This window comes from Flavobacterium sp. TAB 87, assembly GCF_001529295.1.
Lineage (GTDB): Bacteria > Bacteroidota > Bacteroidia > Flavobacteriales > Flavobacteriaceae > Flavobacterium.
Genome location: NZ_LLWK01000038.1, coordinates 750,179 through 767,079 on the forward strand (window position 1 = coordinate 750,179; position 16,901 = coordinate 767,079).

A 16,901-nucleotide genomic window follows, 5' to 3' on the forward strand; every position below is an offset into this window, starting at 1 on the left:
ATGAATAATCAAAGTGTTTTTAAATCATGGGTTCCCAATTGGGCGATTATTGTAATTTTATTTGTTTGCTTGCTGCAATCGATGATTTTATTAGGAGTATATACGTCGAACGTGGCGTATGCAGCCAGTTTTTTAGACATAGAGCCCGAAGATCTGCAATTTGCAATGTCTGTAACTTACGGCACGCTATTAGCCACGATTTTGATAGAAAACAGATTCTCTAGTTTCTTTCCTGCAAAAAATTACTTGATGGCGATTTATTCGCTAATTGCGATCACGATTATTTCATCTTCTTACACTCATAATTTTGCTTTATTTCTTTTATTACGAATGATCGAAGGGATGTTAATGGCGTTACCCGCACTTACCATTCGACAGTTATTAATCGAGCGTTTTCATAGCAAAAATGCTATTGTAATTGGCTTTTCATTTTACTACGGTTCTTTGTTATTATCTACGCCTTTCATAATGAATATTGGGGTTTGGTTTCTGGATAATTACGATTGGAAATATATGTTGTATGTTTCGGGTATGTTGCAAGTTCTGAATGTTTTTTTAATTCTGATAACATTTAGAGGGCATCGAATTACAAAGAAAATTCCATTGTATCAAATCGATTGGGTCAGTTATGTTTTGGTATTGACTGCTATTTTATCTGGCGCGTATTTTTTTGTATATGCCGAAAAGCTGTACTGGTTCGACTCGTCACAATTGGTTTTTAGTTTGATACTTTCGCTCCTCACTGCAGGTTTATTTGTTTTTAAAGAACTGTCGGTGAAAAGACCAAGTTTTAATTTTGAAGTTTTTAGGTACGCCAATTTGCGAATTGGTTTTTTACTTTTTTTTCTGTTTTATATCTGTAGAGCAACACTCAGTTTGTGTCATACGGCAATGTTTTCGATCTGGAACTGGGATCCGTCAAGAGTAGCAGCGGTACAATATCTCAACGGATTTGGAAACGTGATCGGACTTGTTTTGGCAGCTCTTTTTTTAATAAAGTCCGTGCCAACAAAATATATTTTTATAATGGGATTTTCACTTTTAGCACTTTTTCATTTTTGGTTTAGTTTTCTTTTTGTGCCAGATGTTGCTTTGTCAGATATTGTACTCCCTTATGTAATTCAAGGTGTTGGCGTCGGGTTATTGTTTGTCCCTTTGGTGTTTTTTACCACATCAACTGTTCCTCAAAAGTTAATTCCTTCTTCGGGAATTGCTGCTGTTTCCGCTCGTTTTTGGGGAAGCACCATCGGATTTTGTATTATGCAAAATGCAGTAGTTTTTTTGCAGAAGAAGCATTTTTTAAAATTCAGTCAATTTGTAACTGCAAGTAGCATTAAAACTCAAGAAGCATTAGCAAAATCGGCTCAAGGTTTTATCGCTAAAGGATTTTCTGATGATGATGCTCATACGCTAGCTTTAAAAAAAATTTTGAACGCCGTGAACAAACAGTCAATTTTACTGAGTGATATGGAGATTTATACAGCAGTCGGTTATGGCTTAGTGCTTTTAATTGTTTTTATTTTCTTCAATCAACATTTAAAACAAAGCTTTAACTTCTTTAAAAAGAAACTCTGGATTGGTTAAAATAGAGTCCTTCGCTCCTTTATAGATTTTCACTATCCTAATCTCTTTAATGGCGAAGTAACCAAAAACACCTAATCTGGATACTATAAGTGGCGTAAGAATAAATAATATAATGATTCCGAAAACCAAATCTTCTTGCTTATGAGAGAAGAATTTTGGCAAACCAAATTCGAATACACAAAAATAAGAGGCAGCAGCAGCTAATACCAACCAAAGGATTCCTAATATTCTTTTGACTTTAGTCATGTTTACTACTTTTAAAAGTGGTTAATCGTTGGTCTTTTTAGTATTATCAATGTAAATCATTCCGATGACAAAACAAATAGAAGCAATTGTGATTGAATACCAAAGCCCATTGGTCTGAAGCATTTATTGTAATTTCGGTACGACCGTCTCATTTCATTTTCTGACTAGAAGTTTCTGTAATTCTTTTGTATATGGCAACTGTTTGATCAGTATAAATAATAGTAGTAGCGTAGCTTTGTTTGTTATCTATATTATTTGCTGAGGTAGCAAGAGTACATAATTCTGTTTTGTTGACCAAGTTTGTGGTTTCGTACTGTTTTGTTAAATAGGACGATATAGTAAAACGGCCAAGAGCATCCCGCTCATCATGAGGTACTTTCTTCCAATTTTATCGCTTACTCAACCAAATAGCACGAAAAGAGGAGTGCCGAGTAACAACACAATTCCTAGTAATTCACCAAATAGTCGTACAACAAATCCGGCAGCAAAAGTGGTCAAAGTAGATAAAAAGCAGTAAAAGTAGGGAAAGAGTGCTCGTATTTTTCAATTCACTTTTTTCGTGTCTAATTGTTTACTGAAAAGCATAGTTGTAGAGCGGAAAATTTTAGTAGAAGAGAATGTATGTTTTTTACAAACTGTATAAAAACAAAAAACCCACTCGTTTGAGTGGGTTTTGTGGTACCTCCAGGGTTCGAACCAGGGACACATGGATTTTCAGTCCATTGCTCTACCAACTGAGCTAAGGTACCGTGCTTGTTGCGGGTGCAAATATAGGATGTTTTTTAGTTTATCCAAAACAATTTTTAAAAAAAATCTATTTGTACCTTTGCCAAAGCAAATATTTAAATATGATTTTAGCAATTGATGTGGGTAATACCCGAATTAAAGCAGCTGTTTTTGAGGATACTAGTCTTTTAGAAGTTTTTGTTTTTGACGCGATTGAGCTCGAAAAAAAAATTGAAAATATTTTAAAAAAATTTCGAAAGACTACAGTTTTGATGGTTGCTTCGGTTGGGAAAATAGAAAAACACGCTTTTTTGGCTTTCGAAAAACAACTCACCGTTCATTTTATCACACATAAGGATATTTTCCCCTTTCAAAACAAATACGAAACACCTACCACATTAGGAATTGATCGAATGGTATTGGCTGCTGGAGCTACTTTGTTATATCCAAAGCAAAATAGATTAGTGATCGATGCAGGTACTTGCGTGACCTACGATTTTATAGATGCGGAAGATAATTATCTAGGCGGCGCCATTGCGCCAGGTTTGCGACTGCGTTATGAAGCGCTACACAATTACACGGCAAGATTACCATTGTTGCACCTTGAAGAACCACAAAGTTTTATAGGAAATTCAACCAATCAATCGATTCATTCCGGAATAGTGAACGGATTTATCTATGAGATAGATGGTTTTGTAGTCGAATATGCCACTTCTTTTTTAAATTTTATAATAATTTTAACGGGTGGAGATTCAGATTTTTTGGCTAAACGATTAAAAAATACCATATTTGCCAATTCAAATTTCCTTTTAGAAAGTTTGAATCAATTATATCTATACAAAATCAACAATGATTAAAAAAATTCTTATAGGCACTTTTTTGCTCGTGTCTCTTGTTTCTTTTGCTCAAGAAGGAACTTCTTCCCCTTATTCTTATTTTGGTATTGGTGATATTCGGTTCAAAGGATCATTAGAAACACGCTCGATGGCTGGAGTAGGAGTAGAAATGGATAGTATTCACTTAAATATTCAGAATCCAGCGAGCTATTCTGCTTTAAAGTTAACCACTTTTGGGGTGGGAGCCTCTTATTCAAGTACGACACTAAAAACAGATAAAGAAAGCGTGGGCACAAATCGATCTACTTTCGATTATTTAGCTGTTGGTGTTCCAATGGGTAAATTCGGAATGGCGTTTGGTTTGATTCCATATTCTTCAGTGGGATACCGCATCGAATCGATATCGAACGATCCAACAATCGCAAGTAAAAGAAACGATGGTTCTGGAGGATTAAGTAAAGTATTTTTAGGCCTTGGTTATATGATAAAACCGGGATTCTCTATAGGAGCTGATATTCAATATGGTTTTGGTAAAATAGAGTCGACTAGTTTAGAATTTATTCCGACTGTTCCAGTTGGAACGCGACAAAAAAATCGATCGGAATTATCTGGAGTTAATTTTAATGTGGGCGCCATGTACGAAACAAAAATTAACACCAAATTAAATTTGTACGGAAGCGCTAGTTACGGATTCGCTGCAAATCTTAATTCTGACAATATGCGTCAAATTTCAACTTTTGACTCTAATAACTTTATATTAGATAGTTTGCCTACAATGCGCTCGAAAGTCGGACTTAAAATTCCAGGAAAAATAAGTCTTGGTGCAGGTATTGGTGAAAAAAGAAAATGGTTAATAGGTACGCAACTTACTTTTCAAGGAGCTTCAGATTTTGATGACAACTTGGGAACTGCGCCGTCTACAGATGTGATTTATAAAAGCTATGCTAAATATGCCGTTGGAGGATATTATATTCCAAACTACAATTCATTTTCAAGCTATTTTGAAAGGATTGTTTACCGTGGAGGATTTAGATATGAGAAATCTGGATTAATTATTAATTCGGAAGATATTAACGATATCGCTCTTACCGTTGGAGCTGGATTTCCTATTACTGGAGTGTTCTCTAACGTTAATTTAGGATTAGAAGTAGGTAAAAAAGGAACTACTAACTCTGGATTGATACAAGAAAATTATTTTAATGTAAGTATCGGTTTTTCACTTAACGACAAGTGGTTTAGAAAGAGTAAATTTGATTAATTCATTTTCTAAATTGGCGTGAATTTAAATGTGTTACATTTACAAATGATTCAACTAAAAAATATCAGAATACCTACACTTGTCACAGCTCTTGCTGTGACACTGTTTTTTGGTTGCGAGAGTAATTTTAAAGATGTTCAGAAAATAAACTACAGTGAGTTTGTACCTGCAAGTGACGCGGATACAGTCGATGTAAAATATACTGATTCTGGTCGAATTACAGGCGTTCTTAAAAGCCCTAAAATGCTAGATTATGCTACCGTAGCTTTTCCGTTTACCGATTTTCCAAAAGGTATTGATGTTACTTTGTATGATAAAAAAGGAAAACGTACCTTTATTGTCGCTAATTATGCTGTTTCTTACAAACAAACCGGCATAATTGATTTGCAAGGAAACGTAAGAATTAGTTCTGAAGCAGGGCAAAAATTAGAAACCGAACAGCTGTTTTTTGATCAAAAAAACGAATGGTTTTACACCGAAAGAAAATTTAAATTGACTGATAATACGAAAGGTGTTTCGTATGGTCAAGGAATAGATTTTAGTAAAGATTTTAAAATTATTAATTCGCAACGCGTCAGTGGCGAGTTAGAAACAAAAGAGTAATATTATGCGCTATTTAAAATATACAACGTATGTTTATTTGTTTTTTGGGGTTTTTTTCCTCTACGATGGTTTTGTAAAAGTATCGCATGAAGATACAACGTACTGGCTTAGTTTTGCTATTGCAGTAGTAGCCATTTCGATGTTCTTCTTTAGAAAAAGATTTGCCAAGAAAATGGAAGATCGCAACAAAAAACCATAAATAAATGGAAATTAGTATTATCGTACTATGTTTGTTTTTTTCTGCTTTTTTCTCAGGAATGGAAATTGCTTTTATTTCTTCAAATAAAATCTATTTAGAAATTGAGAAAAAACAAGACAATTTCCTGTCCAAAATATTAACCAGACTTACAGCAAAACCATCCAAGTTTATTGCTGCGATGCTTATTGGTAATAACGTGGCGCTCGTTATTTACGGGTTTTTTATGGGGGATTTAATTTTAAAATGGATCGTTTCTTCCGGATATGAGTTTTCAGAATTTACAGCTTTACTAATTCAAACCGTAATATCTACGTTTGTCGTCTTGTTAACAGCCGAATTTTTTCCGAAAGTCTTTTTTCAGATTTATGCCAATAGTTTAATTAAGATTTTTGCTATTCCTGCTTACATTTTTTACCGTCTTTTTTACTATCTCTCCACATTTTTTATTTGGGTTTCTGATTTTTTTCTGAGAAAATTTTTCAAAACTGAAGGAGATCAAGTGCAGTTGTATTTTTCGAAAGTAGAATTAGGCAATTACATTACCGAACAAATGAGTTCTGTTGAAGACAACGAAGAGGTTGATTCTGAAATTCAAATTTTTCAAAATGCATTGGAGTTTTCAGGTGTAAAGGCAAGAGATATTATGACGCCTCGTACCGAGATTTCTGCGGTTGATATATCAGACTCTGTATCTGAACTTAGAGAAATCTTTGTAGAAACAGGCTATTCTAAAATATTGATCTGCAATGAAAGTTTAGATGATATTGTGGGCTACGTACACTCTTTTGACTTATTTAAAAAACCCAAGACGATTCAATCTATCTTAATGTCGGCAGAATTTGTTCCTGAAACAATTTTTATAAAAGATGTACTTAATATATTGATTAAGAAACGTAAAAGTGTTGCTATCGTTTTAGATGAGTATGGTGGAACGTCGGGAATAATAACGGTAGAAGATATTGTAGAAGAGCTTTTTGGAGAAATTGAAGACGAACATGATTCTGACGAGGAATTAATCGAGAAAGAAATTAAAGAGGGCGAATATCTATTTTCAGCTCGATTGGATGTGGAGTATTTAAATGAAACGTACAAACTAGATATTCCAGAAGAAGATTCATACGGTACTTTAGGAGGGTTTATTGTGGATCACACCAAAGAAATTCCGCAAATAGGTGAAGAAATTACAATAGGAAATTATCACTTTATCATAGAAGAAGCCATAAATAAGCGTGTCGAATTGGTTCGAATGACAATAAAAGAGTGATTATTTTTAGAAAATAGAAAAATCTTTTAAAATAAAACAGTACTTGTATTATTATTAAGTAGATAATTGTATTTTCGCAAACTGAATATCAAATTAACAACAATAAAAATGGCAGTTTTAGAAAAAATTAGACAGCGTTCCGCTTTATTGATAGGGGTTATTGCAGTTGCATTATTTGCTTTTATCATTCAAGATCTTATTGGTAACGGAACATTAAGTCAAAGTTCAAAAGATGTAGGAAGTATCAATGATAAAGATATTTCATTTGAAGATTTTAGAGTAAAAGTAACGAATGTTGAAAAAAGTGGACAAGGAATTACGTCTACTGAAGCTGCAAACAGAGTTTGGGACCAAGAAGTTTCGGTTGCTTTATTAACTTCAGAATTTGATAAATTAGGTTTACAAGTTGGCGAAAAACACTTACTAGAAGTTTTAAAAACAGATCAAAATATTGGTGGAAACCCGATGTTTTTAAATGCTGCTGGAATGTTTGATGTAAATAAATTCAAAGAATTCTTTAAAAGCAATCCAGAGCAAGCGCAGTTTTTAAAAGATAGAGAAGCAGATGCTGAATTGAATGCAAAGTTCCAAATGTACAATACATTGGTAAAAGCAGGATTATACACTACAGTTGCTGAAGGTAAAATGCAATATGAAATGGAAGCTGGAAAAGCTAACTTTTCTTATGTTGCTGGTTTGTTTTCGTCTATAAAAGATAGTGATGTCAAAATTAGCGATGCTGATATTACTTCATACATGAAAAAAAACGAGAAAAAATTTAAAGCAGATGAATCTCGTGAAGTAGAATATGTAGCAATTGAAGATAAACCTTCGACAGAAGATGTGTCAGATATTAAAGCAAAATTAAATTCTTTATTGAGCGGAAGTGTTGTTTACAACCAAGCTACTGGTAAAAATGATACTTTAGCTGGTTTTAGAACTACAAAAAACATGTCTGAATTTGTGAACTCTAATTCAGATGTTCCTTACGATTCAACTTACATTGCTAAAAACAGTTTGCCAGCTGTAGATGCAGATAAATTATTCAATTTAGCTCCAGGAGAAATTTACGGACCTTATGTTTTTGGAAACTACATGTGTATTTCTAAATCATTAGGTAAAAAAAGTGGTGTGAATGTAAAAGCAAGTCATATTTTGATTAGCTATGAAGGTACTCAAGTTCCAAACCAAAAAGAAAAAAGAAGTAAAGAGGAAGCAAAAGCAAAAGCAGAAGAAGTTCTATCTCAAGTAAAAGCAAATCCAGACAGTTTTTTAATGTTAGCATTTACTGCATCTGATGATTCTTCGGCACAACAAGGTGGTGATTTAGGTTATTTCGGACCAAACCAAATGGTAAAGCCATTTAATGATTTTGTATTTAATAATTCGATTGGAAGCATTGGTTTAGTAGAAACGCCTTTTGGTTTTCATATCATTAAAGTAACAGACAAACAAGACGGAATTCGCTTGGCAACTGTTGCTCAAAAAGTACAAGCTTCTGAAAGCACGTCGGACAGAATATTTACACAAGCAACTAAATTTGAAATGGCTGCTGCTGATAAAGATTTTAACGCGACTGCAAAAGAAATGAAATTAACTGTTGCTGCTCCAGTAACTTTAAAACCAATGGACGAGCGTTTTGGACCTATTGGAAATCAAAGAACGTTAGTGAGATGGGCTTTTGATAAAGAAACAAGCACTGGTGATGTAAAACGTTTTGAAGTAGCAAACGTAGGTCACGTTATTGCTAAATTGAAAAAAGTAAATAAAGAAGGTTTAATGCCTGTAGATCAAGCACGACCTTTTGTAGAGCCAATTTTAATTAAAGAGAAAAAAGCAGAAATGCTTAAAGCTAAAATGAAAGGAACTTCTATGGACGCTGTTGCTAAAGCGGCGGGAACTACAGTCTTACAAGCTACAGATGTTACTTTGGCAAATCCAATGTTGACTGGTGTAGGTTTTGAGCCTAAAGTAGTGGGAACTGCTTTTGCTTTGGCAGCAAACAAAATGTCTACTCCAATTGAAGGTACAACAGGGGTTTATGTAGTGCAAACAAAAAGTGTTGTTAAAGCACCTGCTTTAAAAGACCACGCTTCGTACGTAGCTTCTTTAAATTCGCAAAATGCTTCACAAGCGGGTAGAGTTCTTCCTGCATTGAAAGACAATGCGAAGATAAAAGATAACAGAAGTCAGTTTAATTACTAAGATTCTCTGAAATTATAAAAGGTAAAAAAAGCCGAAACATATATTTGTTTCGGCTTTTTTTATTGAATAAATTTTTTGGTTATAAAAGTATCATTTCGTCGTAAGCCAAAACGGTATCGTAACCTTTGTCTGTAAAATATTGTTTTGGATTTTCTTTTGAGATAGCCATGACAAAATCGCCTCCCCATGCACCTAGGCTTTTAATTACCCCATCAAAATCAGAGAAAAAATGTTCTTTGACTGTGTGCAGTTCTAAAACATTACTCATAAAAATCTCGTGCTGCTGCAGGGTCTTAGCGAAATCTTTTGCGGTCTCGGCAGTTAAGGTTTTTTCGGTGAGGTTGTTTATGGTGGCTATATTATGTGCTAAATTGTTGCTTTTGTGGTTGTAGTATGCGCTGATGGCAGCTTTGCTACTTTGCTTTTTATTGAGGTAGATAAAGTGAATGTTAGCTGTAAAATCAGGTTCAAAACTGACGGTTGTAACTTTTGGTTCTCCATCGATTAATTGATAAGTTATGGGCTTGTCGTTTTGCGCGCAAGCAATATCGTATCCACTGCCTCCAAAGCTATTTTTAAGCAGCGTAAACGCGTCAATTTTGGCCCATTGCGCTATGTTGTTTAATAGAGTGGAAGATGTGCCTAATCCCCATTTTCTAGGAAACGTAAGATGGGTTTCGACTTGATAGCCTTTTGCTGTTTTTATAAAATTTGGATCAAGTAAATACGCTTCGTGCAAAATGTTGATCAGCGTACTTTCGATGGTTTCTATTTCTGGTTTTTTGTTTGCTATGATGGCGTCAAAGGAAAAATTATTTTCGAACCAGATTGAACCGTCAAAATCGTAGCTTTTCCATTGAATTTGTTGATTTTCTCCAGGTGAAACCACTAAATTTTGTCCGGTTTTGGTGGGTAATGCCAAAGCAATTGCACCGTCTAAAACTAAGTATTCACCTGTAATTAGGAGTTTTCCGTTACTGTAATAAGTTTGTTGCATGTCGGTTTTTTTAGCCCCGGTAGCAGCGGCATCCTTTTGTGGCGGTGTTCGCCACAAAAGATACAGCGGATGACGGGATTAGCTACTACAAAATAGTAGTTCGAATTTCTTGAATATAATTAACAACGGCGCTATGAGAAACCGTGTGTTTTTTGAAGTGTTTTTGGATCAGAGCGCGTTCGTCGTCGGTTGCTTCAAATTGATTGATGATGTTATTTAGGTGCATTTTCATGTGGCCTTCTTGTATACCAGTGGTTGTTAAGGAGCGTAAAGCAGCAAAATTTTGTGCTAAACCAGCTACGGCAACCACTTGCATTAATTCTGCTGCAGATGGTTTTTCGAGCATTTCTAAACTAAATTTCACGAGCGGGTGCAAGGAAGTTAATCCGCCAACTGTACCTAAAGCCAATGGAATGTCTAGCCAAAAAGTAAAAATATCGTTCTCGATTGTGGCATGTGATAAGCTAGAATATGATCCACTTCTGGCTGCGTAAGCATGTACGCCAGCTTCTACAGCTCGGAAATCATTTCCGGTAGCAAGTACGACCGCATCGACACCATTCATAATTCCTTTGTTGTGCGTCACCGCTCTAAATGGTTCTATCTCGGCAATTTGAACGGCTTGAACAAATCGTTTGGCAAACTCGTGTGGATTTGTAATGTGTTTTTCTTCGAGTTCTGCGACGGGGCAAGACACTTCGGCTCTAACGATACAATTAGGAACGTAATTAGACAAAATACTCATAATTACCTCGACTCTTTCGTCGTTTTCTCTAAGCAGTTCGTATTGGTGCGCGTTTTCAGTAAGCGTCTTAGCAAATTGCTCCAAGCACGAATTGATAAAATTTGCACCCATGCTGTCCTTGGTGTCAAAAGTAGCATGCAATTGATAATAATTCGGGAGCGATTCGGTTTTGTCTTTAAGAACAATATCCAAAATTCCGCCACCGCGCTGTTGCATGTTTTTGGTTAAAGCCTGCGTATCCTCAAAGAATTTGGCTTTGGTTTGTGCAAAAAACAGATCTAAGTGCGACGCATCTCCACTATATAAAAAATGAACTTGTCCTATTTTTTCGGTGTTGAGAACCGTTGCTTTGAAACCGCCACGAGTTGCCCAAAATTTTGCCGACTTGGATGCTGCTGCCACAACCGAACTTTCTTCGATTGCCATCGGAATTGTTTTGTATTGCCCATTAATTAGGAAATTTGGAGCAATACCAAGCGGTAAATAGAAATTGGTAATGGTGTTTTCGATAAACTCGTCATGCAGTTTTTGGGTTTTCTCGTCAGAATTCCAGTATTTTTGAAGTAAACGTATGGCTTCGTTTGGAGAGGAAAAGTACTGATTGGCGATCCAATCTATTTTTTCTTGTTTGGATAATTTTGAAAATCCAGCAACAGCGTTGTTCATTATCAATTGATTAAATTCGTAGTGAGTTGCAAAGATAGAGTTTTACAACTTTTAATGCAGCCTTGTTTGTAATCTTATCCCTAAGTTCGTTTCGCTCCAATAATGTTTAGTTTATTTTTCCTTAACATTTAACACACAAAATATGCTATATGTGTTTTTTTTTCATTAAAATTGGGCTCTTTTTTAGATTTAAATCAAAAGTATGAATTTACACAAATTTACTGCAGTTCTTTTATTTATAAGTTGTTCAATTTTTGCACAGCAACAAATTACAGTTGAAAGTCTTTACAATGGTACTTTTCGCACCAAAGGAATGGACGCGTTGCAAGCCATGAAAAATACGAATCAATATACCGTATTGGATTTTGACAGGGCTAGTCGTAGTATGAAAATTGATTTGTATGATTATGCAACTTTAAAAAAAGTATCTACTTTAATTGATACCAAAGAACATTCGGATTTACCGATGATTGATAGTTATACTTTTGATACCAACGAAAAATCGATTTTATTAGCGTGCAAAACCACTCAAATTTTTCGTCATTCGTTCACGGCCGATTATTATTTGTTTGAAATTGCCTCTAAAAAACTAACTAAATTATTTGATTTCCAGGTTCAAGAGCCTACTTTCTCTCCAGATGGAACGAAGATAGCCTACGCCAAAGACAACAATTTGTTTTTATACGATATCGCTTCTAAAAATAGTAAGCAATTAACTACGGATGGTAAAAAGAATGCTGTAATTAATGGTATTACGGATTGGGTTTACGAAGAAGAATTTGCTTTTGTTCGCGCGTTTGATTGGAGTAAAGACAGTAAAAAATTAGCGTACATTCGTTTTGATGAAACGCAAGTTCCTGAATTTTCGATGTCAATTTTTGAGAAGGATTTGTATCCAACCATTCAAACCTTCAAGTATCCAAAAGCAGGAGAGAAAAACTCTGAAGTTTCTTTGCATATCGTAGATGTTGCAGCAAATACCACTAAAAATGTTGATTTAGGAAAGTACAATGATTTTTATATCGCAAGAATACAGTGGACCAATGAGGCTAATGTGTTATCGGCCCAAGTTTTAAACCGCCACCAAAATAATTTAGATTTACTTTTTATCGATGGTATTTCGGCAGCACCGAAAGTGGTTTTGAATGAAAAAGATAAAGCGTATGTTGATGTAACCGATAACTTGACATTTTTAAAAGACAATAGTTTTATTTGGACTAGCGAAAAAGACGGATTCAACCATATATATGTATATGACAAAAACGGGAAACTTAAAAATCAAGTAACCAAAGGAAACTGGGAAGTAACAGGCTACTATGGTTTTGACGAAAAATCGAAAACGGTATTTTACCAATCGACAGAAAATGGGTCGATTAATAGAAGTGTGTATAAAATTGGTTTAGATGGATCTAAAAAAGTAGCATTGTCTAACGAAATTGGAACAAATAATGCCACCTTCAGTCCGAATTTTGACTACTATATCAACACTTTTTCTACTGCTTCACAACCTACAATTTATACTTTAAATAATGCTAAAGCTGGTAAAGTGGTTCAAGTAATTGAAGACAATAAAGCGCTAGCTGAAAAATTGAAAGCGTATAATTTACCGCAAAAAGAGTTTTTTGTCTTAAAAACTGAAAAAGAACAGGAGTTAAATGCTTGGATTTTGAAACCAAAAGATTTTGATCCAAATAAAAAATATCCTGTTTTTATGCATCAGTATTCTGGTCCAGGATCACAACAGGTAGCAAATCAATGGATCGGTTCTAACGATTATTGGTTTGCGATGCTCACGCAACAAGGCTATATTGTGGCTTGTGTAGATGGTCGTGGTACTGGATTTAAAGGTGCTGAATTTAAAAAAGTGACGCAACTGCAATTAGGGAAATACGAAGTAGAGGATCAAATTGATGCAGCGAAAGTTTTGGGCAATTACAGTTATGTAGATAAAACTAGAATTGGAATTTTTGGCTGGAGTTATGGTGGTTTTATGGCATCAAACTGTATTTTTCAAGGAAACGAGGTGTTTAAAATGGCAATTGCTGTGGCACCCGTAACCAATTGGAGATTTTATGATAGCGTTTATACGGAGAGATACATGACCACACCGCAAGAAAATGCAACAGGATATGATCAAAATTCGCCAATTAACCACGTAGATAAACTAAAAGGTAAATTTTTACTTATTCATGGTTCTGCCGATGATAACGTGCATGTGCAAAATACAATGCAAATGATGGAAGCATTAATTCAAGCTAATAAACAGTTTGAGTCGCAAATTTATCCAGACAACGATCATGGTATTTACGGTGGGAAAACGCGAGTGCAGCTTTACACGAAAATGACTAACTTTATAAAAGATAATTTATAATGAGTCAGATGAATACCGCAAAATTAAGCTTAGAAGAAATTCAAAATTTTGAAGGAAAGTATCCAAAACAGCTTTGGTATTTGTTTTTAGTAGAAATGTGGGAACGTTTCTGTTTCTACGGAATGCGTGGTGTTTTGACCATTTTTATGGCTGATCAGCTATTAGGTCTTTCGCTTTCTGATAAAGAAGCAAATTTAAAATACGGTGCAATTCAGGCTTTTGTCTACGCTTTTACTTTTATTGGAGGAATTTTTGCAGATAAGATTTTAGGTTTTAAAAAGTCCTTATTTTTTGGTGGAATTGTTATGATTGCGGGAAATTTAATTATCGCTTTTTCTCCCCAAGATTTATTTTACTTAGGAATCGCATTAACCATTATAGGGACTGGTTTTTTTAAACCTAACATTTCTTCGATGGTCGGTGAATTGTACAAAGAGGGAGACAGCCGACGTGATGCTGGTTTTGGTCTTTTTTATTCGGGTATAAATATCGGTGCACTTTTAGGAGGTGCTGTTTGTGTGTATTTGGGTACTAGTGCAGATTACGGATGGAGTTACGCTTTTATGGCGGCAGCAATAGTTATGGTTTTTGGGTTGATTACTTTTATGATTACCAAAAATTCTTTAGGACCTATAGGCGATTCGCCACTTGTAGACTCGACTCCATCTAAACGAACTACTAAAGAAATAGCCGTTTATATTGGTGCTTTGTTAAGCATTCCGTTAATTTATATCATGATTAAGAATACTGATTATACCGATTATTTCATGTACACAATCGGACCATTAGCGGTATTGTATTTTTTATATGAAACGTTTAAGGAAAAGGACAATGCTGCCAAAAAGAAATTATACGCAGCCTTTATTTTTATACTTTTCTCGGTTATTTTTTGGGCCTTCTTTGAGCAAAGTGGTGGTTCTTTAGCCTTATTTGCCAAATATAATTTATCGGATGAACTGTTGTTCTTTAATATAAACCCGAATATCGTTAACAATACTTCAAATTCATTATTTGTAATTATTTTTAGCCCAATTGTTGGTTTACTTTGGTTGGGAATGGCCAAGCGAAAAATTGAACCGAATACAGTGATTAAATTTGGAATCGGATTTTTAATTTTAGCAGCAGCTTTTTATGTGTTTTACTACACCCGATTTTTTGCAAACGTCGAAGGAATAACTTCTTTAAATGTATTTACAGTAGCGTATTTGGTAGTTACTTTTGCCGAATTATGTCTTTCGCCAATCGGACTTTCGATTATGACAAAATTGTCACCGAAACGTTTGTCAGGAATGATGATGGGAATGTGGTTCTTAGCTAGTGCTTACGGACAATATGCTGCAGGATTATTGGGTGCGGGAATGTCTTCACCAGATGAAAACGCTTCTGTGCATGAAAAATTAATTGGTTTTACCGATGGCTACTATCAATTGGCAATTTATGCGTTAATTGCGGGAGTTATACTAATTGTAATTTCTCCGTTGATTAAAAAATTAATGCAAGAAGTAAAATAGTACAGTAGATCTAAAAAAAATGCTTTTCATTTTTTGAAATGTGCTTCTTTTGAATATTGTACAGTACTCACTTTTTTAAAGATAACTTATAACTTAAACCTATATAATGATGGTATCAAAGCAGGATGAATTATTACTAAAACATTTAGAGAACAGAGGCGTTGATCAGGCGTTGGTTATGGATCACCCCGCTTCGTTATTTGTATTGTTTTTCACAGAAATGTGGGAGCGCTTTTCATATTACGGAATGCGTGCTTTATTAACAGTTTTTCTAGTAAGTGAACTTATCAATGGTGGATGGGCTTGGACAAATGAAGAAGCTCTAAAATTATACGGTGTATATACAGGGCTGGTTTATTTGACTCCCTTATTAGGAGGAATGATAGCCGATCGATTTACTGGCTATAGAAAAGCAATCTTGATTGGAGCTTTGGTGATGACTTTAGGTCATATTTCTATGGCGCTAGAAGGTTTTGGATCTAGTTTTTTTTATATAGGATTGCTCTTTATGATTTTGGGTAACGGTATGTTTAAGCCAAATATTTCATCAATGGTGGGTCAGTTGTATCCAGATACTAGTTCGAAAAAAGATTCAGGCTATACTATTTTTTATATGGGAATCAATGCAGGAGCATTTTTAGGAATGTTATTGTGTGGTTATATTGGTGAGAAAATCGGATGGCATTACGGATTTGGATTAGCAGGTGTATTTATGTTTTTCGGAATGTTACAGTTCTTCTTTGCGCAAAAAATATTCGGTGTAATTGGACAAGATGTAAATATTGCGAAAAAATCAGAATTAGCTGCTGAAGAAAGTGCGGAAGTTGCAAATGAGCCACACGTTGTTAGAGATCGATTAATCGTTGTTTCGGTTTTAATGATTGCAAGTATATTTTTCTTCTTTGCCTTTGAGCAAGCGGGAGGTTCGATGACTTTGTTTGCAAAAGATTATACGCAAAGAGCTTTAACAGGAGATTCGGCTGTATTTTTTAAATGGGTAGATGCTATTTTAACCATTTTTCCAATAGCGATTGTAACTTATGTTCTAGTTGGTTTGGCCAAGAAAATTTATGCGAAATATCCATTAACTATAATTTTTACCAGCATCTCTTTTGTAATAATCTGGGGATTAGGAATTTGGAAAGTTAACCGTGAGTTTTCTCTAGAAACTACGGAGGTTACTGTTTCTTGGTTTCAAATTTTAAATTCATTCTTCATCATTACGTTAGCTTCTTCTTTTAGTAAAATATGGGAGAAAGTATGGAATCCTTCGGGACCCGTTAAATTTGCAATGGGACTTATTTTTGTTGCGGTTGGTTTTTTTGCACTTTCCTACGGAAGTATGAGTATACCGCAAGGAGCAAAAACGGCGAGTGTTAGTATGATTTGGCTAGTTTTAGCATACTTCTTTCATACTGTGGGAGAATTGTGTTTGTCACCGGTAGGATTGTCTTATGTTAGTAAATTATCTCCTAAGAAATTTGTTGGCCTGTTGTTCGGACTTTGGTTTACTGCTTCGGCAATTGCTAATTTTATTGCAGGATTTACAGGAGCATATATAGATAAAATTTCAGCAATGTATTCTATGTCTACTTTCTTTATCATTATCGCTGCCATACCGTTGTTCGCCGCATTAATGTTGTTGCTGTTCAATAGGAAATTAGTAAAAATGATGCACGGTATTAAATAA

The 16,901-nt window shown here is 34.8% G+C and carries 13 protein-coding genes and 1 tRNA gene; 10 read left to right on the forward strand and 4 right to left on the reverse strand.

Translation table 11 applies throughout. From position 1 onward, the window contains the following. Positions 1-1,584: an MFS transporter gene (locus tag AP058_RS15355; RefSeq protein ID WP_066312849.1), complete on the forward strand. Its 1,584-nt coding sequence runs from the start codon at positions 1-3 to the stop codon at positions 1,582-1,584. Here AP058_RS15355 and AP058_RS16725 read toward each other — a convergent pair. Both AP058_RS16725 and AP058_RS15360 read right to left on the reverse strand, forming a co-directional pair. After that, positions 1,537-1,830, reverse strand: a complete 294-nt coding sequence (locus AP058_RS16725) for a DUF6814 family protein (RefSeq protein ID WP_369815181.1) — start codon at positions 1,828-1,830, stop codon at positions 1,537-1,539. The genes AP058_RS15355 and AP058_RS16725 overlap by 48 nt on opposite strands. 676 nt (positions 1,831-2,506) lie before the next feature. Further along, positions 2,507-2,579: transfer RNA gene (locus AP058_RS15360), tRNA-Phe, on the reverse strand. Positions 2,580-2,678: 99 nt separating this feature from the next. Between AP058_RS15360 and AP058_RS15365 the strand changes: the two genes are divergently transcribed. The 6 genes from AP058_RS15365 to AP058_RS15390 all read left to right on the forward strand — a co-directional run bounded on the left by AP058_RS15365 (position 2,679) and on the right by AP058_RS15390 (position 8,921). After that, complete coding sequence (locus tag AP058_RS15365; protein WP_066312851.1) at positions 2,679-3,413, forward strand: type III pantothenate kinase; 735 nt, start codon at positions 2,679-2,681, stop codon at positions 3,411-3,413. Next, positions 3,406-4,650, forward strand: coding sequence for a hypothetical protein (locus tag AP058_RS15370; protein ID WP_066312853.1), 1,245 nt, complete (start codon positions 3,406-3,408; stop codon positions 4,648-4,650). Before AP058_RS15365 ends, AP058_RS15370 begins: the two co-directional genes overlap by 8 nt. Before the next feature lie 45 nt (positions 4,651-4,695). Next, positions 4,696-5,253 carry an LPS export ABC transporter periplasmic protein LptC gene (gene lptC / locus AP058_RS15375; protein ID WP_066312856.1) on the forward strand — a complete coding sequence of 186 codons (558 nt, stop codon included), beginning with the start codon at positions 4,696-4,698 and terminating at the stop codon, positions 5,251-5,253. A gap of 4 nt (positions 5,254-5,257) precedes the next feature. After that, complete coding sequence (locus AP058_RS15380) at positions 5,258-5,452, forward strand: hypothetical protein (protein WP_066312858.1); 195 nt, start codon at positions 5,258-5,260, stop codon at positions 5,450-5,452. Positions 5,453-5,456: 4 nt separating this feature from the next. Further along, positions 5,457-6,716: a hemolysin family protein gene (locus AP058_RS15385; protein WP_066312859.1), complete on the forward strand. Its 1,260-nt coding sequence runs from the start codon at positions 5,457-5,459 to the stop codon at positions 6,714-6,716. 108 nt (positions 6,717-6,824) lie between these two features. Further along, positions 6,825-8,921 (forward strand): peptidylprolyl isomerase, encoded by a 2,097-nt coding sequence (locus tag AP058_RS15390; RefSeq protein ID WP_066312861.1) that lies wholly within the window; start codon positions 6,825-6,827, stop codon positions 8,919-8,921. A gap of 79 nt (positions 8,922-9,000) precedes the next feature. On the opposite strand, the gene AP058_RS15395 is transcribed toward AP058_RS15390, so the two are convergent. Both AP058_RS15395 and AP058_RS15400 read right to left on the reverse strand, forming a co-directional pair. Beyond that, positions 9,001-9,918 (reverse strand): GYDIA family GHMP kinase, encoded by a 918-nt coding sequence (locus AP058_RS15395; protein WP_066313541.1) that lies wholly within the window; start codon positions 9,916-9,918, stop codon positions 9,001-9,003. An 85-nt stretch (positions 9,919-10,003) separates the two neighbouring features. Next, on the reverse strand, positions 10,004-11,329 hold the full coding sequence (locus AP058_RS15400) for a hydroxymethylglutaryl-CoA reductase, degradative (RefSeq protein ID WP_066312863.1): 1,326 nt from the start codon (positions 11,327-11,329) through the stop codon (positions 10,004-10,006). Positions 11,330-11,531: 202 nt separating this feature from the next. Here AP058_RS15400 and AP058_RS15405 point away from each other — a divergent pair, with 202 nt between their 5' ends. The 3 genes from AP058_RS15405 to AP058_RS15415 all read left to right on the forward strand — a co-directional run bounded on the left by AP058_RS15405 (position 11,532) and on the right by AP058_RS15415 (position 16,901). Then, complete coding sequence (locus AP058_RS15405) at positions 11,532-13,700, forward strand: S9 family peptidase (protein WP_066312865.1); 2,169 nt, start codon at positions 11,532-11,534, stop codon at positions 13,698-13,700. Between the two features lie 8 nt (positions 13,701-13,708). Further along, positions 13,709-15,211 (forward strand): peptide MFS transporter, encoded by a 1,503-nt coding sequence (locus tag AP058_RS15410; protein WP_066313547.1) that lies wholly within the window; start codon positions 13,709-13,711, stop codon positions 15,209-15,211. Positions 15,212-15,317: 106 nt separating this feature from the next. Then, the gene (locus tag AP058_RS15415; protein ID WP_231739699.1) at positions 15,318-16,901 is read left to right on the forward strand and encodes a peptide MFS transporter; all 1,584 of its coding nucleotides are present in this window, start codon (positions 15,318-15,320) and stop codon (positions 16,899-16,901) included.

Bases quoted from the DNA above. Each gene is read 5' to 3' on its own strand.
- AP058_RS15355 (WP_066312849.1), top strand. From the start codon at position 1: ATGAATAATCAAAGTGTTTTTAAATCATGGGTTCCCAATTGGGCGATT.
- AP058_RS16725 (WP_369815181.1), bottom strand. From the start codon at position 1,830: ATGACTAAAGTCAAAAGAATATTAGGAATCCTTTGGTTGGTATTAGCT.
- AP058_RS15365 (WP_066312851.1), top strand. From the start codon at position 2,679: ATGATTTTAGCAATTGATGTGGGTAATACCCGAATTAAAGCAGCTGTT.
- AP058_RS15370 (WP_066312853.1), top strand. From the start codon at position 3,406: ATGATTAAAAAAATTCTTATAGGCACTTTTTTGCTCGTGTCTCTTGTT.
- lptC (WP_066312856.1), top strand. From the start codon at position 4,696: ATGATTCAACTAAAAAATATCAGAATACCTACACTTGTCACAGCTCTT.
- AP058_RS15380 (WP_066312858.1), top strand. From the start codon at position 5,258: ATGCGCTATTTAAAATATACAACGTATGTTTATTTGTTTTTTGGGGTT.
- AP058_RS15385 (WP_066312859.1), top strand. From the start codon at position 5,457: ATGGAAATTAGTATTATCGTACTATGTTTGTTTTTTTCTGCTTTTTTC.
- AP058_RS15390 (WP_066312861.1), top strand. From the start codon at position 6,825: ATGGCAGTTTTAGAAAAAATTAGACAGCGTTCCGCTTTATTGATAGGG.
- AP058_RS15395 (WP_066313541.1), bottom strand. From the start codon at position 9,918: ATGCAACAAACTTATTACAGTAACGGAAAACTCCTAATTACAGGTGAA.
- AP058_RS15400 (WP_066312863.1), bottom strand. From the start codon at position 11,329: ATGAACAACGCTGTTGCTGGATTTTCAAAATTATCCAAACAAGAAAAA.
- AP058_RS15405 (WP_066312865.1), top strand. From the start codon at position 11,532: ATGAATTTACACAAATTTACTGCAGTTCTTTTATTTATAAGTTGTTCA.
- AP058_RS15410 (WP_066313547.1), top strand. From the start codon at position 13,709: ATGAATACCGCAAAATTAAGCTTAGAAGAAATTCAAAATTTTGAAGGA.
- AP058_RS15415 (WP_231739699.1), top strand. From the start codon at position 15,318: ATGATGGTATCAAAGCAGGATGAATTATTACTAAAACATTTAGAGAAC.